13 protein-coding genes are annotated in these 21,061 nt (G+C 61.8%); 2 read left to right on the top strand and 11 right to left on the bottom strand.

The features are described from left to right. Positions 1-2: 2 nt before the first annotated feature. The 4 genes from NKJ72_RS22730 to NKJ72_RS22715 all read right to left on the bottom strand — a co-directional run bounded on the left by NKJ72_RS22730 (position 3) and on the right by NKJ72_RS22715 (position 5,415). Complete coding sequence (locus NKJ72_RS22730; RefSeq protein WP_352479494.1) at positions 3-1,622, bottom strand: ABC transporter ATP-binding protein; 1,620 nt, start codon at positions 1,620-1,622, stop codon at positions 3-5. 3 nt (positions 1,623-1,625) lie between these two features. Then, positions 1,626-2,744, bottom strand: coding sequence for an ABC transporter permease (locus tag NKJ72_RS22725; protein ID WP_254819905.1), 1,119 nt, complete (start codon positions 2,742-2,744; stop codon positions 1,626-1,628). After that, complete coding sequence (locus NKJ72_RS22720) at positions 2,737-3,660, bottom strand: ABC transporter permease subunit (protein WP_352479493.1); 924 nt, start codon at positions 3,658-3,660, stop codon at positions 2,737-2,739. The genes NKJ72_RS22725 and NKJ72_RS22720 overlap by 8 nt, the downstream gene beginning before the upstream one ends. A gap of 162 nt (positions 3,661-3,822) precedes the next feature. Continuing rightward, positions 3,823-5,415, bottom strand: a complete 1,593-nt coding sequence (locus NKJ72_RS22715) for a peptide ABC transporter substrate-binding protein (protein WP_352479492.1) — start codon at positions 5,413-5,415, stop codon at positions 3,823-3,825. A gap of 383 nt (positions 5,416-5,798) precedes the next feature. Here NKJ72_RS22715 and NKJ72_RS22710 point away from each other — a divergent pair, with 383 nt between their 5' ends. Together NKJ72_RS22710 and NKJ72_RS22705 are read left to right on the top strand one after the other, a co-directional pair. Beyond that, positions 5,799-6,278, top strand: coding sequence for a TadE/TadG family type IV pilus assembly protein (locus NKJ72_RS22710; protein ID WP_352479491.1), 480 nt, complete (start codon positions 5,799-5,801; stop codon positions 6,276-6,278). A gap of 78 nt (positions 6,279-6,356) precedes the next feature. Then, positions 6,357-8,063: a pilus assembly protein TadG-related protein gene (locus NKJ72_RS22705; RefSeq protein ID WP_352479490.1), complete on the top strand. Its 1,707-nt coding sequence runs from the start codon at positions 6,357-6,359 to the stop codon at positions 8,061-8,063. Positions 8,064-8,079: 16 nt separating this feature from the next. Here the strand turns inward: NKJ72_RS22705 and bglA are convergent, their stop codons facing one another. The 7 genes from bglA to NKJ72_RS22670 all read right to left on the bottom strand — a co-directional run bounded on the left by bglA (position 8,080) and on the right by NKJ72_RS22670 (position 20,998). Then, positions 8,080-9,708, bottom strand: coding sequence for a beta-galactosidase BglA (bglA, locus tag NKJ72_RS22700; RefSeq protein WP_352479489.1), 1,629 nt, complete (start codon positions 9,706-9,708; stop codon positions 8,080-8,082). Continuing rightward, positions 9,698-11,704 carry a glycogen debranching protein GlgX gene (gene glgX, locus NKJ72_RS22695; RefSeq protein WP_352479488.1) on the bottom strand — a complete coding sequence of 669 codons (2,007 nt, stop codon included), beginning with the start codon at positions 11,702-11,704 and terminating at the stop codon, positions 9,698-9,700. Before glgX ends, bglA begins: the two co-directional genes overlap by 11 nt. 82 nt (positions 11,705-11,786) lie before the next feature. Further along, positions 11,787-13,415, bottom strand: a complete 1,629-nt coding sequence (locus NKJ72_RS22690) for an alpha-D-glucose phosphate-specific phosphoglucomutase (RefSeq protein ID WP_352479487.1) — start codon at positions 13,413-13,415, stop codon at positions 11,787-11,789. 3 nt (positions 13,416-13,418) lie between these two features. Further along, complete coding sequence (gene glgA / locus NKJ72_RS22685; RefSeq protein WP_352479486.1) at positions 13,419-14,864, bottom strand: glycogen synthase GlgA; 1,446 nt, start codon at positions 14,862-14,864, stop codon at positions 13,419-13,421. A 3-nt stretch (positions 14,865-14,867) separates the two neighbouring features. Beyond that, the gene (gene glgC / locus NKJ72_RS22680; RefSeq protein WP_254819896.1) at positions 14,868-16,133 is read right to left on the bottom strand and encodes a glucose-1-phosphate adenylyltransferase; all 1,266 of its coding nucleotides are present in this window, start codon (positions 16,131-16,133) and stop codon (positions 14,868-14,870) included. Positions 16,134-16,168: 35 nt separating this feature from the next. Beyond that, entirely contained in the window at positions 16,169-18,382 is a 2,214-nt protein-coding gene (glgB, locus tag NKJ72_RS22675; protein WP_352479485.1) for a 1,4-alpha-glucan branching protein GlgB, read from the bottom strand. Between the two features lie 147 nt (positions 18,383-18,529). Further along, on the bottom strand, positions 18,530-20,998 hold the full coding sequence (locus tag NKJ72_RS22670) for a glycogen/starch/alpha-glucan phosphorylase (protein ID WP_352479484.1): 2,469 nt from the start codon (positions 20,996-20,998) through the stop codon (positions 18,530-18,532). Between the last annotated feature and the right edge of the window lie 63 nt (positions 20,999-21,061).

Genomic DNA, 21,061 nt, shown 5'->3' with positions numbered 1-21,061 from the left:
CGCTATGCGCTCAGGCGAAATCGCGTGACATCGATGGCCGCGGCCATCAGTGTCTGTGTGTAGGTTGCCTGCGGATTGCTGAAGATCGCCTCGGCCGGTCCCTCCTCGACGATCTTGCCCTGTTTCATGACGATGATGTAGTCGGCCATGGCGCGCACGACGGCGAGGTCGTGGCTGATGAACAGATAGGACAGCTCGTGGTCGGCCTGCAGCTTGCGCAGCAATTCGACGATCTGCTTCTGCACGGAGCGGTCCAGCGCCGAGGTCGGCTCGTCCAGCACCACCACTTTAGGCTTGAGTATCATGGCGCGCGCAATGGCGATGCGCTGCCGCTGGCCGCCGGAGAATTCGTGCGGATAGCGGTTGCGCGTGTTCGGGTCGAGCCCGACTTCTAGCAATGCATCGACCGCGCGGAGATCGCGCTGCCTGCCCGACAGATTGGGCTCGTGGACCAGCAGCCCCTCGGTGATTATCTGGCCGACGGTCATGCGTGGCGACAGCGAGCCAAATGGATCCTGGAAGACGAGCTGTAATTCGCGCCGCAGCGGCCGCATCGCCTGGCGATCGGCGTGGGAAATGTCGCGGTCGCCAAGCCGGATGATGCCGTCGCTGGGCAGGAGCCGCAGCAAGGCGCGGCCGAGCGTCGATTTTCCCGAGCCGGATTCGCCGACGATGCCGATCGTCTGGTTGCGCTTCAGCCGTATCGAAATGCGATCGACGGCGCGCAGCAGCAGCGGCTCGCCGCCAAGAAATCCGCCGCCGATCTTGAAGGTCACCTCGACGTTCCTGCCTTCAAGCAGGACAGGGGCATTCGGAGCCGGCGGCGCCTTGGTGCCGGTCGGTTCGGCGGCAAGTAGCATCTTGGTGTAGGCGTGCTGCGGGTTGGCGAAGATCGCTTCCGCCTCGCCCTCCTCGACCACCTCGCCATAGCGCATCACATAGACCCGATCGGCAAAGCGCCGGACGATGCCGAGATCGTGGGTGATGAAGACGATCGCCATGCCGAGCTTGCGCTGCAATTCGGCGAGTAGCATGAGGATCTGCGCCTGGATGGTGACGTCGAGCGCGGTCGTCGGCTCGTCGGCGATCAGTATGTCGGGGTCGTTGGCCAGCGCCATGGCGATCATGACGCGCTGGCGCTGACCGCCCGACAATTCGTGCGGGTAGGATTTCATCCGCCGCTCCGGATCGGGAATATGGACCAGCCGCAGCAGCTTGAGCGCCTCCTCGCGCGCGGCGGCGGCGCCAAGTCCGCGATGCTTGCGGATCGGCTCAATCAACTGGTTGCCGATCGAATAGAGCGGGTCGAGCGACGTCATCGGCTCCTGGAAGATCATGCTGATCTTGCGGCCGCGTATCTTGTTGAGCTCGGGCTTGCTCAAGCTCAAAAGATTGCGGCCGCGATAATCGACGGTGCCGGTGGCTTCGCCGTTCGAGGCGAGCAGGCTCATCGCCGCCATCATCGTCTGGCTCTTGCCGGAACCGGATTCGCCGACGACGGCGACGGTCTCGCCTGATTTGACGTGGATATTGATGCCCTTCACCGCCTCCACCACACCGTCGAGGGTGCGGAAGCGGACCCGAAGGTCCTTGACGCTGAGGATGGTTTCGGAAGCAGCCATCTCTCAACGATCCTTCGGGTCGAGCGCGTCGCGCAGGCCGTCGCCGACGAAATTCAACGCGAACAACGTCGAGACGAGAAAGAATGCCGGGAACAAAAGCAGCCAGTTGGCCGAGCCGATGTTCTGGGCGCCGACCGAGATCAGCACGCCCCAGCTTGTCATCGGCTCCTGGACGCCGAGCCCGAGGAACGACAGGAAGCTTTCCAGGATGATGACCTGCGGCACCAGCAGCGTCATGTAGATCACCACCGGCCCGAGCAAATTGGGGATGACGTGGCGCAGCAAAATGCCACGCTGTCCGACGCCCATCGCCTCTGCCGCCTGGACATATTCCTGCCGGCGGATCGACAGCGCCTGTCCGCGCACGATACGCGCCATGTCGAGCCACAGCACCGCGCCGACGGCCAGGAACATTAGCACGAAGTTTCTGCCGAAAAACACAACCAGCATGATGACGAAGAAGATGAACGGCAAAGAATAGAGCACGTCGACGACACGCATCATCACCTCGTCGACCCTGCCGCCGGCAAGGCCGGCGGTGGCGCCGTAGAGCACGCCGATGACCACGGCCACAATGCCGGCAAGCAATCCGATGGCCAGCGATATGCGCCCGGCCATCAGCGTTCGCGATAGCAGATCGCGGCCGGTGTTGTCGGTGCCGAACAGGAAATATTGCTGCTTGATCGAGGCACTCATCACCATTTCGAGACCATCCGGCGATTTGCTCTCGATCTTTGTGTCATCAAAGGTATCGGAACGATCAAGGTAGCGAATGTTGCGGTCGTCGATCGGCTTGGACGATCTGACGGTAACGAACACACGGCTGCCCTCCTGCCGCCAATCCTTGATGTCGACGCGCATACGCCTGATCGCCTCATCGAGAGCGCCTTCGATCATGTCGGCCTGCGGATAGGCGGAGAAGCTCGGCGGCGTGCGCACATAGTCGGCATAGATGGTGGTATACTGGTGCGGCACGAAATAGGGCCCAAACACACTGATGACGGTGATGAAGGCAAGATAATACAGACTGAACATGGCCGCGCGATTGGCCTTGAGGCGCGCCCAGGCGTCACCCCACAGGGATCGGCCGACGACCGGTGCGGCAACTGCGATATCAGTCATAGCGCACCCTCGGATCGACGACACCATAGAGGACGTCGACGATCAGGTTGAAGACAATAGTGAAGAGCGCGATGACCACCACCGTCCCCATAACCAGAGTGTAGTCGCGGTTGAGCGCGGCAACGACAAAATGGCGGCCGATGCCCGGTATAGAGAAGATGGTCTCGACGATGATCGAGCCGGTGAGAAGGGCTGCAGCTGCCGGACCGGTAAAGGAGACGATCGGCAGGATGGCGCCGCGCAGCGCATGCTTGACGACGACTGACCAGTCGGACAGGCCGAGAGCGCGCGCGGTACGGATGTGATGCGAGTGCAGCGATTCGATCATCGAGCCGCGCATCAGGCGGGCAACGATGGCGATCTGCGGCAGAGCGAGCGTCAGTACCGGGCCGACCTTGTTGATAAGGGCTCCATCGCCCCAGCCACCGATCGGCAGCAGCTTCCAGGTCAATCCGAATACAAGCTGGATTACCGGGGCGATGACGAAGGTCGGAATGGTGCTGCCGGCGGTCGCCAGCGCGATCACCGAATAGTCGGCAAGCTTATTCTGGTTGAGCGCCGCAACAGTGCCGAGCACGCTGCCGAGCAGCAGCGCCAGAACGAGTGCCGAAGCGCCGAGTTGGATCGAGATCGGCAGGCCCTCCCTGAACAACTCGCCGACGGTAAAATCCGGCATGTTGTAGCTGGGACCGAAATTGCCGCGCAGAAGATTGCCCAGATAGTGGACGTACTGCAACCAGAGCGGATCATTGAGGCCGAACTGGGCTTCGAGATTGGCCCTGATCTCGGGGCTCAGACCCCGCTCCTGGTTGAACGGGCCGCCCGGCGCGACACGTATCAGGAAGAACGCTATGGTCACGATGACGAACAGCGTCGGAATGGCGGTCAGAAGCCGCCGGAATACGTAACGCAGCATCGGTGCCCCGCTTGATCCAGAGCGCGCGTCCAGCTGGACGATTGCGCTCTAGCCTTCAAATCTTCGCACCGACATTGCCGAAAATCTATTCCGGTTCCCGGGCCGATGCGATGGCAAACCAGCGCCGCCGCGCATTGAGTTGCGCGGCGGCCCAGCGAAGGATCAGTCCTTGCTGATGAAGCGGGACGGATGGATGTCCATCACATTGTCGTCGAAGCCATGCAGCTTCGAGGAAACGATATCGTGGTAGCTGTAGTAGAGAAGTGGGATCTCGCCGACATCGTCGACGAGGATGCGCTCGGCTTCGGCGAGTTTCTTCATACGCTCTTCGGGCTTGCCGCCCGCGGCGGCCGCCTCGTCCATGGCTGCCTCGAATTTCGGACTGTTGTAAACCGAATAGTTGTTGCCGCTGGCCTTGCGAGAGATGCCGAGAAAGGTCTCCGGATCCTTGTAGTCGGCGATCCAGGCGGCACGCGCCACGTCATAGTCACCCTTTTGCTCGAGGAAGGAGTAGTGGGTCTTGGTGTCGGTGTTGAGCAGCGTGACCTCGACGCCGAGCGGCTTCAGCTGTTCTTGGATGGCGACAGCGGTGTTCTTGTGGTTCTCCGAAGTGTTGTAGCGGATCTGCATCTTCAGCGGATGCTCGGGCGTATAGCCGAGCTTCTCCAGGATTTTCTTGGCTTCATCTTCGCGGTCGATCTGCGGCATGTCGGCGTATTTTGCCAGTGCCGGCGTGTAGCCTTCGATGCCCGGAGGTACCATCGAATAGCCGGGCAGCATCGAATTCTGCCAGACTTTTTCGGCCAGGAAGTCGCGATCGATCGCCATAGAGATGGCGTTGCGCAGTTCGACATTGTCCCACGGCGCCTTGTCGGTCTTGATCGCATAATAGTAGATGCCGAGATATGGCCCGACGCGGACCTGGTCGCCGAATTTGGCCTTGAGATCGGCGAGTTGTTCGGTCGGCAGGTCACCGTAACTGTCGAGTTCGCCGGCCTCGAACCGCTTCATCGCAGACGAGCGATCCTCGGTCGGGATGTAGTTGACCACGTCGAACTTGACGCTCGCGGCGTCCCAGAATTTCGGATTCTTGACCAGCTTCAGATGGTCGTTGGGAATCCACTCCGCCGCTGTAAAGGCCCCGTTGGAGACCAGCTTGCCTGCCTTGATCCAGTCGGCGCCAAGCTTTTCGATGGACGCCTTGTTAACCGGATAGGTCGCCTGATGGGTCAGCATCTCCAGGAAGTAAGGCGTTGGCGCCTTGAGCGTGACTTCGAGAGTATTTGCGTCAATCGCCTTGACGCCCATATCCTCCGGCTTGCCCTTCTTGGTGTTGACTTCCTCGGCACCCTTCACGGGATAGAGCATGGAAGCGTATTCGGCAGCGGTGGCCGGATCTTCCAGCCGACGGAACGAATAAACGAAGTCGTCCGCCGTCACCGGGCTGCCATCCGACCAGAGGCCGTCCTTGCGCAGCTTGAAGGTGTAGACAGTGCCGTCGTCGGAGACCGTCCAGCTTTCGGCGGCACCCGGAATGAGGTTCGTCTTCTGGTCGTGCATGACGAGGCCCTGGAACAGGTCGCGTATGATATCGGCTTCGTAGACCGTCGAGGTCTTGTGTGGATCGAGCGTCTCCGCTTCGGCGGCGGCTCCGCGGTTGTAGACGGTCTCGGCGAAAGCCGGCGTGTAGAACGTACCGGCGGCCAAGGCCATAGTCGTGGCGAGTACCGTCGCCTTCAGCACATGTTTCAACATGGAGTTCTCCCTAATGACGTCGCCCTTCAGCCACGTCTCTAAGCGTTGACGCCCCGAAACCGATTGGCTGGTTCCTTTCGAGCGCGCAGCCGGTTCCCTTTCCGGCAGCTGGTGGCCAAACAGTAACGTGGAGATTTTTTATTTCAACAGTCTCTCGGGGTCACCCAAAGTAAGGCGCCGGGATAGTCGCCTTGCGAACGGCCAATCAATGATCGAACCATGGGCTTGGCTGCGTTTCATCGCCCAGAAAACGCCCGTGCGTGGGAGATAATCTGGCGGATCATTTCAGTTTGCGGGAATGTCTTAATTGGTTCTTAGTCAACCACGGGTTACATATTTGGACGGGTTCGGCACATCCCTCTTAAGTTCCGTGGACAAGGGCAATGGATAAGACAGACAGTAAAGCTGTCTCATTAGCGGCAAAAAACACGTGTCGAATAAGGACAAATCTACGCAAAATTGGAGATGAGTCCGGAACTTCCGCGATCGAATTTGCCCTGCTTTCACCGGTCTTCATCCTGCTCCTGCTCGGAATGGTTGCATATGGTATCTATTTTGGTGCAAGCAACTCCTTACAGCAGATCGCCGCCGATGCCGCCCGCACTGCGATTGCCGGATTGAACCAAACCGAGCGCCAGGCGCTGGTGGCGAGTTTCGTCAAAAACAATGCCAGTGGATACCCGTTCGTCGATTCCGGCAAGCTGACATATCAGGCGACGGACAGCACGGCCGATGGAAATCAGTTCGTCGTGTCGATCCAGTACGATGCGAGCAACCTGCCGATCTGGAACCTGTTACCGAGCCTTGCGATGCCGCAAACCACGATCTCACGCAGGTCGACCATAAGGATTGGAGGCATTTGAATGTCGCAGTTCTTGCTGAGGGGCATCGGGCGGATCGCTCGCTCGCTGGTTGGCGACGAGAAGGCGAACTTTGCCGTCATGACGGCGCTGATAGCGCCATTCGCCCTGGGGCTTGCGGCCTTCGCCGTCGACGAAGGTTCGATCTACACGGAGCGCAGGGAAGCCCAGGCGATGACGGATCTGGCGGCGATCACCGCGGCGTCGAACATCAACAATATGGAAGCCGCGGCAGTAACCACGCTCAGTGACAACCGAATGCCCGGCATCATTGTTCAAAAGCCAGGTCAGACAATCGTCCCCACGGCTGGGAAAACCGTCGTGTCCGTCACCGGCGGTCGATACTCAGCGGCTTCCTCCGTTGGTGTCGACAAGCGCTTCGAAGCCGGTAAAACGCCGTACAACGCCGTTCGCGTCACTCTGCACAAAATCCCCGCCCGGTATTTCGCCAGTTCGCTCATCCCTACTCCGGTTATCGGCACCGAAGCCATTGCCAGCGTGACCCCGCAAGCGATGTTCTCGGTCGGGTCAAGGCTCCTCAGCGTCAATGGTGGCATCCTTAACGCGCTTCTAAGCAAGTTGCTGGGCGGCAACATCTCGCTCAGCGTCATGGACTACAACGCGCTGATCTCGGCCGACGTCAACGTGCTTTCGTTCGTCGATGCCCTTGCCGTACAGTTGCAACTGACAGGTGTCAGCTATTCCGACGTGCTGGCGTCAAAAGCGACGGTAGGCCAGATCGCGACCGCCATGGCCAATGCGTCCGGGTCGGGCAGCGCCAGCAAACTTGTGCTGCAGACGATCGCGTCAAGGGCCACGAACACGGTCAAGATACCCCTCAGTCATCTTATCGATCTTGGCCCGATCGGTAAGCTCGGCCTCGGACAAAAGTCTCCCGGCTTTTCCGTCGACGCAAGCGCGATGGGCATGCTGGGTGCCGCCGCCTCGCTGGCCAATGGCTCAAACCAGGTCCAGGTCGATCTCGGCGCCACTATTCCGGGACTTACCTCCACTACGCTCGCCATCGCCATCGGTGAACCGATGCAATATTCACCCTGGCTGGCCGTAGGTGAAAAAGGCACCGTGGTGCGCACCGCGCAGACACGAATCAAGCTGGTCACCACAGTCGGCATCGGCAATTCCAATCTCGGCGGCGGCATCAGTCTGCTGTCCGTCAATCTGCCTCTGCATGTCGAAGTCGCCTATGCGGAAGCCAAGCTGACTGACATCAGCTGCCCGACGGGCCGGCCGGATAGCATCAAGGTCTCGATCGCCGCGCAGCCTGGCGTGGCCTCGCTGCACCTTGCCGCCAGCGACGCAGACAACAATCCATCGGCCTTCGCCGATTTCAGCAATCCGCAATCGTTCTCCGACACCACGATTGCCCAGGTAAGCGTGAAGCTTCTGCTGCTAACCCTCAATCTGCTCGATGTGAAGGGTTCTTCATCACTTGCCATCACCAACAACGATCCGACCACATTGACCTTCGACAGCACCGATATCGCCAACAAGACGATAAAAACTGCCGCCACAAAAAACCTGACGCAATCGCTCACGACATCGCTGGTCAGTGGCCTCTCGCTCTCCGTCAATGCACTGGGCCTCGGGCTGGACGTGACGGCCCTGCTCGGAACGGTTAAGCCGGCGGTGGTAACGGTTCTGAACGGCGTGACGGCGCCGGTCGACGCACTGGTCTACAACGTGCTTGCGGCGGTCGGCGTGCATGTCGGCGAGGCCGATGTGCGGGTTGTCGGCGCGACTTGCGGGCGCTCCGTGCTTGTTCAATGAGATGATGAAATAGAGCTCAGCCGATCTGGCCGAAGAAGCAGCCCAGCGGCGGCAGCGACAGAGTTCTTTCCTGCAAGACGCCCGCCGCACCGCCAAGATCTCTCGGCTCAATCGCTTCCAGATCCGGTGGCAATTGCCAGCCGGCCGGCTCGTCGGCGAAATTGAAGACACACAGCAGCTTTTCGTCACCGCCTTCGCGAATGAAAGCAAGGACGTCGCCTTCGGCATCGAGGAACCGGATCGAGCCTCGAACCAGCGCCGGATGCTGCTTGCGCAAGGCCAGCATCGCCCGGTAGCTCGCCAGGACGGAGGTTTGCTCGCCATTCTGGACGTCGACCGCCCGGGCGCGATGGCTTGCCGGGACCGGAAGCCACGGCTTGCCGGTTGAAAAGCCGGCATTGTCGACGCCAGCCTCCCAGACCATCGGCGTTCGGCACCCATCCCGCCCCTTGATTGCCGGCCAGAAGCGGATGCCGAAGGGATCGCGCAAATCCTCGAACGCCAGTTCGGCCTCCTCCAGCCCGAGTTCTTCGCCCTGGTAAAGGCAGATCGATCCGCGCAAGCAGGAAAGCAGCACGATCGAGAATTTCGCCACCCTGTGCGGATCGCCGCCCGGCCTTGTCCATCGACTGACATGGCGCACGACATCGTGGTTGGAGAACGCCCAGCAAACCCAGCCGTCGAACACCTTACTCTCGAAGGCCTCGACACAGCCACGCACGTGCGACGCCGAGAATTGCGGGCCGAGCAGATCGAACGTGTAGGACATTTGGAGCTTGTCGCCACCGCCGGTATAGGCGGCGAGTGTCTGCAAGGAACGAGTTTCGTCGCCAATCTCGCCGACAGCGACGCGGCCTTCATATTCGTCAAGCAAGGCCCGGAAGCGCTTGAGAAAAGCAAGGTTTTCCGGCTGGCTCTTGTCGAACAGATGCTCCTGGTAGAGATAGGGGCTGGTTGCCGTATTGGTGCCGGCGACGCTTTCCGCCAAAGGCGGGTTGCTGCGCAGCCAGCGGTCGTGGACGTAATAGTTGACCGTATCCAGCCGGAAACCGTCGACGCCGCGCTCGAGCCAGAACCGCACCGTTTCCAGCAAGGCGTCCTGCACCTGCGGGTTGTGGAAATTCAGATCCGGCTGCGAGGCGAGGAAATTGTGCAGGTAATATTGCCTGCGCGTCGCATCCCACTCCCAGGCCGGGCCGCCGAACAGCGACAGCCAATTATTGGGGGCGGTGCCGTCGGGCTTCGCATCGGCCCAGACGTACCAGTCGGCCTTGGGGTTGTCGCGGCTCGTGCGGCTTTCGACGAACCATTCGTGCCGATCCGATGAGTGCGACAGGACCTGGTCGATGATCACCTTCAGGCCGAGCCGGTGTGCCTCGGCAACCAGCGCGTCGAAATCCTCTGATGTGCCGAACATCGGATCGACAGCGCAGTAATCCGAAACGTCGTAACCCATATCGGCCATTGGTGACTTGAAGAAAGGCGACAGCCAGACTGCGTCGACCCCGAGCGATGCGACATGGGCCAGCCTCGAGGTGATGCCGCTGAGATCGCCGCTGCCGTCGCCTGTCGTGTCCTGGAAGGAGCGCGGGTAGATCTGGTAGATGACGCAGCCGCGCCACCATTCGGCATTGTCAGCCATCATGGCTTCCCCCTGCGCCCGCCCGCGCTGTCCTGCTTTCGATGATCAACATGACCGTTCGCCCAGGCACCGGCCGTGAGATGTCGCCAGTATCCGTTTCGATGGCTGGGCGCCAATGAAAACCCGCCCGTTCCGGCAGCGTGAACACGCAGGCTCGGCGGTCGCCATTGATGACCACCGCAAGGCGACCGTCCTCATTGCCTCCGAGCACCATGACCAGCCGATGTCGCCTAGGGTCGTGCCAGGCTGCTTCATCGAGCGGCATGCCGGTTTCCGTCAGCCAGGCGACGTCAGGTATTTGCGAGCCGGCCGGCAGCTCTCCGGTGAGGAAGTTGGTGTCCGAAAGCGCCGGCGCGGCACGACGCATCTTGGCGAGCAGAGCCGTGTACCGCTCCAGCGCCCGGTCGCGCCCGGACCAGTCGAGCCAGGTAATGTCATTGTCCTGCGCGTAGGCGTTGTTGTTGCCGCGCTGCGTGCGGCCGAACTCGTCTCCGGCCGTCAGCATGATCGTGCCGCGCGAGGCAAAGAGCGTCGCCAGCAGCGCGCACTGGTCATCGAAACGGGCCGTAACGATTGACTGGTCGTCGGTCTGACCCTCGACGCCATTGTTCCAGGACAGGTTGTCATCGTGACCATCCCGGTTCTGTTCGCCGTTGGCCTCGTTGTGCTTGTGCTCGTAGGCAACGATATCGGCCAGCGTCATGCCGTCATGCGCAGCGATGAAATTGAGGCTTCGGCTCGTTGTCTGGCCTGCTTTGGAAAAGACGTCGGACGAACCGGCAAGCCGCGTCGCCAGCGCACCGATCATGCCGCCGTCGCCGCGCCAGAAGCGGCGGATATCGTCACGGTATCTGTCGTTCCATTCTAGGAAGGGCGGCGGAAAATTGCCGAGCTGATAGCCATCCGGTCCGACATCCCAAGGCTCGGCGATCAGCACCCGGTCGCCAAGAACAGGGTCGTTGCGAATGGCGTTCAGCAGCGGCGCATCGGCGTCGAAAACGCCGTCGCCGCGGCCGAGGATCGGCGCCAGGTCGAAGCGGAATCCGTCGACACCAGCGCGCTGGACAAAGTGGCGAAGCGTGTCGAGGACCATGTCCCGGACGACCGGATGGTCGCAGGCCACCGTATTGCCGGTTCCGGTGTCATTGACCAGAGCGCCGTCGGCCTCGTGCCGGTAGTAGGCGCGGCTGTCGAGGCCGCGCAGCGACAATGTCGGGCCGAGCCGGTCGCTTTCGCCGGTGTGATTGAACACCAGGTCGAGAATGGTGCCGATGCCGGCCTCGCGCAGCGCAGCGACCGTTCCGCGCAACTCGGCCAGACCGCCGGGCGCCAGTCGCGGATCGAGCGCCATGAAGGTCACGGGATTGTAACCCCAGGCGTTGCGCAGCCCGAGCGGCGGCAAATGCCGTTCGTCGATCGATGCCGTCACCGGCATCAACTCAACGGCTGCAACACCAAGTTTTTGCAGATGCTCTACAACAAGGGGGTGAGCGAGAGCTGCAATGGTGCCGCGCTGCTTCTCGGGGATGTCCTTATGCAGCTTTGTGAAGGCACGTACCGGCACTTCGTAGATTAGGCCGCCGGGCCGAAACAGCGGCGGCAAGGCAGGCAGCGGCTTCGGCAAGGCGCCGGCAATCGCCTTCGGCATCAGCGGCGCGGTATCGACCCCCTCGCCCCGGCGCGCGGCCAGCCGGCCGTCATAGGCATAAGGCCTGTCGATCTCGACGGCGTAGGGATCGGCCAGCAGCTTGTCGGGATCGAACCAAAGGCCCTGCTCCGGCGCGTAGTCGCCATCGGCGCGGAACCCGTATCGGGTGCCGGCGCCGAGACCGGCAACAAAAAGCGCGTGCACGCCCTCGCCTTCCGACTGGAGTTGCAGCCGGTCGATTTCGCGGTTGCCGCGCTGGTCGAAGATCGAGACCCAGATGCGCCGAGCCGACGAGGACCATGCGGCGAAGCGGATGCCTTCTTTGGTGATGGTTGCGCCGAGTTGGCTCATACGGCGTCTCCTTCTCCCCTTGTGGGAGAAGGGGGAGCCTCGCAACGCAGGCCGAACTCAGACGGCCGGCTGTCAACCAAAGTCACGTAATCACGCTCGGCTTGGCGCGACCGGTATGGCTGCGAATCCCGGCGATGTCGTCGGCCGCCGCAATCAGGTCGGCAAGTGCCTCCTGGGTCTCCAGGTTGTGGCGGCTGTTGTCCGGCTCGTAGCGCTCGACATAAAGCCGCAGTGTCGCGCCCGAGGTGCCGGTGCCGGACAGGCGGAAGACGACGCGTGAGCCACCTTCGAACAACACCCTGATGCCCTGGTTCTTGCTGACCGAGCCGTCGACCGGATCGTGATAGGCGAAATCATCGGCGCTGGCGATCGTCATGCCGCGCACGCTGGTGCCAGGCAGCGAGCCGAGCTTGGCGCGCAGTTCGTCGACGAGCGCATTGGCACGGTCGGTCTCGACCTCCTCGTAATCGTGCCGCGAATAGTAGTTACGGCCGTAGGCTGCCCAATGCTGGGTAACGATCTGCTTGGCGCTTTCGCCGCGCACGGCAAGGATGTTGAGCCACAAAAGCACGGCCCACAGGCCGTCCTTTTCGCGTACATGGTTGGAGCCGGTCCCCGCACTCTCCTCGCCGCAGATCGTCGCCATGCCGGCATCGAGCAGATTGCCGAAAAACTTCCAGCCGGTCGGCGTTTCATAGATGCCGATGCCGAGCTTTTCGGCGACGCGGTCGGCAGCACCGCTGGTCGGCATCGAACGGGCTATGCCTTTCAGCCCGGCCTTGTAGCCCGGCGCCAGATGGGCGTTGGCGGCGAGCATCGCCAGCGAATCCGACGGGGTGATGAAAATGCCCTTGCCGATGATCAGGTTGCGGTCGCCATCGCCATCAGAGGCAGCGCCAAAGTCGGGCGCATTCGGGCTCATCATCTCGTCGTAGAGGTGTTTTGCATGCACCAGATTGGGATCGGGATGGTGGCCGCCGAAATCCGGCAGCGGAATGAAATTGCGGGCGGTGCCATTCGGCGCGCCGAGCCGGTTTTCGAGGATCTCCTTGGCGTAGGGGCCGGTCACCGCATGCATGGCATCGAAGCGCATGCGGAAACCCGATTTGAACAGCGCCCGCAAGGCCTCGAAATCGAACAGGCTTTCCATCAGATCGGCATAGTCGGCAACCGGATCGATGATTTCGACGGTCATGTCAGCCGCCTTGACCGTGCCGATCGTGTCGATGTCGACCGGCCCGATATCGGCGATCTTGAAGCTTGAAATCGCCTTGGTTTTTTCGAAGATCGCGTCGGTCAGCTTTTCCGGCGCCGGGCCGCCGTTGCCGGCATTGTACTTGATCCCGAAATCCTCATGTGGGCCACCCGGATTGTGGCTGGCCGACAGGATGATGCCGCCGAAGGTCTTGTATTTGCGGATTACATGCGAAGCGGCCGGCGTCGACAAGATGCCGCCCTGCCCGACCATCACCTTACCGAAGCCGTTTGCCGCGGCCATGGCGATGGCCTTCTGGATGACCTCGCGGTTATAAAAGCGGCCGTCGCCGCCGATCACCAGGGTTTTGCCATCGAATCCATGCAGCGCGTCGAAGATCGACTGGATGAAGTTCTCGGCATAGTGCTCCTGCTGGAACACCGGGACTTTCTTGCGCAGCCCGGAGGTGCCGGGTTTCTGGTCGGGATAGGGTTTGGTGGCGACGGTGCGGATCATCAGTCAGGCAGCCCTTTTCGAAAGCAGCAAGCGAAAGAGTTGAACATATTTTTCGGCGCTTTTGTCCCACGAAACGTCGGCCTTCATGCCTTGCCGCTGCATCGACGTCCACACCGCGGGATTGGCATGCGCCTCGACAAGGCGGCGGACGGCGTGCAGCAAGGCGCCGGCATTGGCGGGCGCGAATTGGAAGCCGGTCGCCACGCCGGCAGAGATGGCGGCTTCGTTGGCATCGATGACCGTGTCGGCAAGGCCGCCGGTGCGCGCGACGACCGGCACGCAGCCATAGCGCAGGCCGTAGAGTTGCGTCAGCCCGCAAGGTTCGAAGCGCGACGGGATGATGATGGCGTCGCAGCCGCCCTGCATGGTGTGGGAGAGCCCCTCGTCATAGCCGACGACGACGCCGATGCGGCCACGATGGCGGGCTGCGGCGGCAAGCAACGCGCCTTCCAGCCCAGCGTCGCCGGACCCAAGGATTGCCAGCCGTGCACCTGCCGCGACGATGCCGTCGACGGCCGCAGCCAATATGTCCATGCCCTTTTGCCAGGTCAGCCGGCTGACGACGCAGACGATCGGGCTGTCATCGCGATCGAGGCTGAAACGGTCCTCGACCGCGGCCTTGTTGGGCATTCGCGCCTTAAGCGTCTTTGCCGTGTAGTTGGAGACCAGATGCTTGTCGGTTTCCGGGTTCCATATCTCGGTATCGATGCCGTTGACGATGCCATGGAGATCGACGGAGCGCATGTTGATCAGGCCGTCGAGGCCCATGCCGAATTCGGGCAAACGGATTTCCTGCGCATAGGTCGGGCTGACCGTGGTGATCGCCCAGGCGGCCTGCAGGCCGGCCTTGAGGAAGCCGACGCCGCCGTAATATTCGACGCCGTCGAGCGCCATCGCCGCCGCCGGCAGGCCAAGCTCGCCAAAGATGCTGGCGCCGAACTGGCCTTGGAAGGCGAGGTTGTGCACGGTGATCATCGACGGCGTGCCGACCGCCTTGCCGTAGCGCATGTAGGCGAGCGTCATTGCCGACTGCCAGTCATGGGCATGGACGATATCGGGCAGGTAGCCCGAGATGGAGCCCCCGGCGATGTCGCCGCCTACCTGGCTCAAGGCAGCGAACCGCCGCCAATTGTCCGGCCAGTCGGCGCCGGTCGCGTTGCCGTATGGACCGCCGGGGCGGTCGAAAAGATGCGGCGCGTCGAGCACGAACAGGTCGAGGCCGGCGATCTGGACGGCGTGCACCGACGCCTTGCCGCCCTGCAGCAGCGGATATTGCTGAACCGCCTTCTTTTTCTTGAAGGCGCCCATCACCTGCGGGTAGCCGGGGACGAGCGTGCGCATAGTGACGCCCTTGCCGGCCAATGCCATGGGCAAGGCGCCGGTTACGTCGGCGAGCCCTCCGGTCTTGACCAGCGGAAAGATCTCGGGCGCCACCGACAGAACCTGCATGCACTACGATCCCAGCCTGTTGATCATGTCCTGCGTGACCAGGCAGATGCCTTTTTCCGAAACGCGGAAACGCTTGGCGTCGAGGACGGGATCCTCGCCGACCACCAGCCCCTCCGGAATCCTGACGCCGTGATCGATGACTACGCGCTTCAGCCTGGCGTTGCGGCCGACATGGACGTCAGGCAGCATGACGACCTCCTCCAGCGTCGAATAGGAATTGATACGCGCGCCGGTGAAGATCAGGCTCCGCTTCAGCGAAGCGCCCGAAACGATGCAATCGCCCGACACGAGAGACGACACGGCCGACCCGCGGCGGCCATCCTCGTCATGCACGAACTTTGCCGGCGGCTTCAACTCGGCGTAAGTCCAGATCGGCCAGTCGCGGTCGTAAAGGTCGAGTTCCGGCGTGATGTCGGTCAGGTCGATATTGGCTTCCCAATAGGCGTCGACCGTGCCGACGTCGCGCCAATAGGCCTCGTTCTCGGCGGTCGAGCGCACGCAGGATTTGGCGAAGCGATGGGCGATCGCCTTTCCGTGCTCGACGATGTAGGGGATGATGTCCTTGCCGAAGTCGCGGCTCGAGCCGGGCTCTGCCGCATCGCGACGCAATTGCTCCATCAGGAACTTGGTCTTGAACACATAGATTCCCATCGAGGCCAGCGCAAAATCCGGTTTGTCGGGAATGCCCGGCGGATCGGCTGGCTTTTCGATGAAGGAGATGATGGTGTCCTTGGGATCTACATGCATGACGCCGAAGCCGGTAGCTTCCATGCGTGGCACTTCGAGGCAGCCGACGGTGACGTCGGCGCCGGCCTCGACATGCTGGCGCAGCATCATTTCGTAGTCCATCTTGTAGACGTGGTCGCCGGCCAGGATGACCATGTATTCCGGCCCATAGGCCTCGATGATGTCGATGTTCTGGTAAACGGCGTCGGCGGTGCCCTCGTACCATTGCGTTTCCGACACACGCTGGCTGGCCGGCAGGATGTCGAAGCTCTCGTTGCGCTCGGGCCGCAGGAAGTTCCACCCGCGCTGCAGGTGGCGGATCAGCGAATGCGCCTTGTATTGGGTGGCGACGCCGAGGCGGCGGATACCGGAATTGAGCGCATTGGAGAGCGCGAAATCGATGATGCGGGTCTTGCCGCCAAAATAGACCGCCGGCTTGGCACGGCGGTCGGTCAGTTCCTTGAGCCGGCTGCCACGGCCGCCGGCCAGCACATAAGCCATGGCGTCGCGTGCCAGCGGCTGTGTTCGTTTTATTTCAGCCATTCCTATCCTCCCAGGTTAGATGCTCCAGACATAGCTCAGTCCGGGACGAATTCGAGCATGATCGTCGACAATGGCGGCAAAAGCATCGTCGCCGAAATGCCTCCTCCTTCCGCCTGAGCCTCGACGCCGCCGCTATTGCCCATGCCGGAACCGCCATAATCCGTGGCATCGGTGTTGATGATCTCGCGCCATTTTCCGGCCTGCGGCAACGGCACGCGATAGTTGTCGCGCGGCACCGGCGTGAAGTTGGATATGACGGCGACCGGGTTGCCGCCCGGCGCGCTGCGCAGCCAGGCAAAGACCGAGTTCGCGCTGTCGTCGACGATCAGCCAGGAAAAGCCCTCCGGCTCGCAGTCGCGGGCATGCAGCGCCGGGCGCGAGCGGTAGAGATAGTTGAGGTCGCGCACCGTCTGCCAGACGCCGCGGTGGAGCCGGAAATCGAGCAGGTTCCAGTCGAGCGCGCGCGCCTCGCTCCACTCGCGGCGCTGCGCGAACTCCTGGCCCATGAACAACAGCTTCTTGCCGGGATAACCCCACATGAAGGCGTAATAGGCGCGCAGCGTCGCGAATTTCTGCCAGTCGTCGCCGGCCATCTTGTTGAGCAGCGTGCCTTTGCCGTGCACCACCTCGTCATGGGACAGCGGCAGCACGAAATTCTCGCTGAAGGCGTAGACCAGGCCGAAGGTGATGTCGTTGTGGTGATGCTTGCGGAAGATCGGCTCCTTGGAAAAATACTCCAGAGTGTCGTGCATGAAGCCCATATTCCACTTGAAGCCGAAGCCCAGCCCGCCTTCATGCACCGGCTGCGAGACTTTCGGCCACGAGGTCGATTCCTCCGCGATGGTCATCACGCCCGGATGGTGGCCGTAGACTTCCTTGTTCATGCGCTGCAGGAAGCTGACCGCCTCGAGGTTTTCGCGCCCGCCCTTCTCGTTGGGGATCCATTCGCCGGCCTTGCGCGAATAATCGAGATAAAGCATCGAGGCGACCGCATCGACGCGCAGTCCGTCGACGTGATATTTCTCGGCCCAGAACAGCGCATTGTTGACCAGGAACGAAATCACTTCGCGGCGCCCAAAATTATAGATCGCTGTGTTCCAGTCGGGATGGAAGCCCTTGCGCGGATCGGCATGTTCGTAGAGCGCGGTGCCGTCGAACTTTGCCAGACCGTGTTCGTCAACAGGGAAATGCGCCGGCACCCAGTCGAGGATGACGCCGATGCCTGCACGGTGGGCGCCGTCGACGAAGCGGGCAAAACCGTCCGGATCACCAAAGCGGGCAGTCGGCGCATAAAGACCCGTCGTCTGGTAGCCCCAGGACGGGTCATAAGGGTGTTCGGAGATCGGCATGAATTCGATGTGGGTAAAACCGGTCTCGACCACGTACGGGATCAGCCTGTCGGCGAGCTCATCCCAAGACAGAAAGCTGCCGTCGTCGTGAAGCCGCCATGACCCGGCATGGACCTCGTAGATCGATACGGCTTCGCGCCTGTGGTCGGCATTGCGCCAGTAGTTCCGGTGCGCCTCGTCACCCCATTCATGCGCCGGCGGCAAAGCCGTCACCGAGGCGGTGGCCGGGCGCAGTTCGGACTTGAAGGCGAACGGATCGGCTTTGAGCGGCAATCTCACGCCATCTGGCCCGATGATTTCGTACTTATACGGGCGGCCAGCGCCGATGTCGGGAATGAATAGCTCCCAGATGCCGGTGTCGCGGCGGACGCGCATGGTATGCCTGCGGCCGTCCCACTCGTTGAAGTCGCCGACCACCGAGACACGCCTTGCATTGGGCGCCCACACCGCAAAATGTACGCCCGATGCACCTTCATGGTCGATGAGATGGGCGCCGAGCTTGTCGAACAGCCTGAGATGCGATCCTTCGGCGATGTAATAATCGTCCAGCGGACCGAGCACGGGGCCGAAGGAATATGGATCGGTCAGCCACCAGTCGCCGCCGGCGTTCCTGGCGTGGTAGCGCAGCGGCTGGCGTTTGCGCAGCGACAGTTTGCCTTCGAAGAAACCGCGATCGTCACGCCTCGACAGCTCGCCAGCCTTCTTGCCGGTCAGCGTATAGGCAGTGACGGACTCGGCATGAGGGACGAAGCAGCGGGCGACAAAGCCCTTCCCCGCCTCATGCACGCCGAGCACCGCGAACGGGTCGCCATGCGTGCCCGCGACAATCGCCGCGACATCGCCGGCTGGCGCCAGTCCGTCCGGCCCGCTTGTCGCAACGGTCGCGCGCGGCTTGCTCATCAGGCAGTGATCCTCCCCGGGGCACCAAGTGTATGTTTCTAGTGGAGTTTTGAATTCGACATTCGCATGCCGCCTGCCCCTCCAAAGGATGCGAGGGTCAAATCCACTCCACTAGGACCACATTGTCCGTGGTCTCATGCAATCATATCAGGCGGGCACGTGCCATATGTCTTTCGCATATTGGCGGATCGTGCGGTCGGACGAGAACCAGCCGACGCGGGCCACATTGCGGATGGCTCTGGCGTACCAGTCCGGGCTGTTGCGCCAGACGGCATCGACGTCGCGCTGGGTGGCGGCGTAGGCATCGAAATCCGCGGCGACCATGAACCAGTCGCTCTGGTAAAGACCGTTGATCAGGTCGCGATAACGGTCCGGGTCGTCAGGTGAGAAGACGCCCGATGAAATCGCCGACAGGGCCTGCGCCAATTCGGGCGAGCCCTCGATCACGGCGCGCGGATCGTAACCATTGTTGCGCCGCTCGGCGACTTCCTCTGTGGTCAGGCCGAAGATGAAGATGTTGTCGTCGCCGACGCATTCCTTGATCTCGACATTGGCGCCGTCGAGCGTGCCGATGGTCAGCGCGCCGTTCAGCGCGAACTTCATGTTGCCGGTGCCGGAGGCTTCCATGCCGGCGGTCGATATCTGCTCCGAAAGATCGGCGGCCGGCATCATGATCTCGGCCAGGCTGACATTGTAGTTCGGCACGAACACCACTTTCAGCAAGCCGCGCACCGCGGGGTCGCGGTTGATGACACGGGCGACGTCGTTGGCAAGTTTGATGATCAGCTTGGCATTGTGATAGCTGGGCGCCGCCTTGCCGCCGAAGAATTTGACGCGGGGCATCCAGTCGCGCTCTGGATGTGAGCGGATCTGGTCGTAAAGCGCGACCGCTTCGAGAATGTTCAAGAGCTGGCGCTTGTATTCGTGGATGCGCTTGACCTGGATGTCGAACAGCGCCGAGGGGTCCACCTTGATGCCGAGCCGGTCGGCAACAAGATTGGCAAGCCTCGTCTTGTTCGCCCGTTTGACGGCGGCGAACTTGTCTCGGAACGCGGCGTCCCCGGCGAAAGGATCAAGCCGCTTTATCTCGTCGATGTCGTCGAGGAAGCCGTCGCCAATCGCCTCTCGGGTGAGTGTCGTGAGGCCGGGATTGCACTGGATCAGCCAGCGCCGCGGCGTGATCCCGTTGGTCTTGTTGTTGATGCGGTCCGGGTAGAGCCTGTGGAGATCGGCAAACACCGTCTCCTTCATCAATTCCGTGTGCAAGGCCGAGACGCCGTTGATCGAGTGCGAGCCGACAAAGGCCAGATTGCCCATGCGCACGCGGCGATCGCCATTTTCCTGGATCAGCGAAATGCGGCTGATCTGCTCGTCCGAGAACTGGTCGGAGGCGCGCGCCTCGAGCAGCACTTCGGCGTTGATCGCATAGACGATCTGCATGTGGCGCGGCAACAGCCGCTCGAACAGCGGCACCGGCCAGCTTTCGAGCGCTTCGGGAAGCAGCGTGTGGTTGGTGTAGCCGAAGGTGCGCTTGGTGATGCTCCAGGCCTGGTCGAAATCCATGCCGTGGACATCCATCAACAGGCGCATCAGCTCGGCTACGGCGATCGCCGGATGGGTGTCGTTGAGATGGATCGCCGCCTTGTCGGGCAGCGATTGCAAGTCGCCATACTGGCTGAGATGACGCTGAACGATGTCCTGCAGCGAGGCGGTGGAGAAGAAATACTCCTGCCTCAGTCGCAGCTCCTGGCCGGCCCTGTGGGAATCGGCCGGGTAAAGGACGCGCGACAATGCATCGGCCTTGTTGCTTTCGGCGAGCGCGCCGATGTGATCGCCGGCGTTGAACTTGTCGAGCAGGATCGGGTCGACCGGCATGCCGGACCACAGACGCAGCGTATTGACGCGATTGGCCCGCCAGCCGACCACTGGCGTATCGTAAGCAACGGCCAGAACATGTTCGGTCGGCTTCCAGACGTGGCGCTCGAGCCTGCCGTCCTTCGAGGTGATCGATTCCACCGAGCCGCCGAAGCCGACCTCGAAGGAGCGCTCGCGGCGTTCGAACTCCCAGGGATTGCCGTGATCGAGCCATGTCTCGGGCAGTTCCACCTGCCAGCCGTCATGAATCTCCTGCCGAAACATGCCGTTGGCATAGCGAATGCCGTAGCCATGCGCGGGGATATCGACGGTAGCCATGCTTTCCATGAAACAGGCGGCGAGCCGGCCAAGACCGCCATTGCCAAGGGCAGCGTCCGGTTCGAGCGCTGCAATGATGTCGAGGTCGACGCCAAGCGACGACAGCGCCTCGCGCATATTGTCCATCAGGCCGAGATTGGAGAAGGCATCGCGCATCAGGCGGCCGATGAGGAATTCCAGCGACAGGTAATAGACCCGCTTTTCCTGCTGGGCGTAGGCCTCTTGGGTTGCCTGCATCCAGTGATCGACGATGCGGTCGCGCACAACCTTGATTGAGGCGGTAAGCCAATCGTACTGGGTTGCAACGTTGGTGCCCTTGCCGACCCTGTATTTGAGCGCCTGCAAGACTTCGTCGGCGAGCGTCTTGGGATCCGGGTTTTCGAGTGTGGGCGGAGGAGCTTCGGTTGTCATCGCGCGCGTCATGCTGCCTCTCGTGACGTTGCCATCATACGGTTTCACCATCTCTGCCAATGCTAGTGCATCCCA

The organism is Mesorhizobium sp. M0045, from assembly GCF_040323385.1.
Taxonomy (GTDB): Bacteria; Pseudomonadota; Alphaproteobacteria; order Rhizobiales; family Rhizobiaceae; genus Mesorhizobium.
The sequence above is the reverse complement of the archived record's forward strand: the minus strand, read 5'-3'. Positions and strand labels throughout refer to the sequence as shown.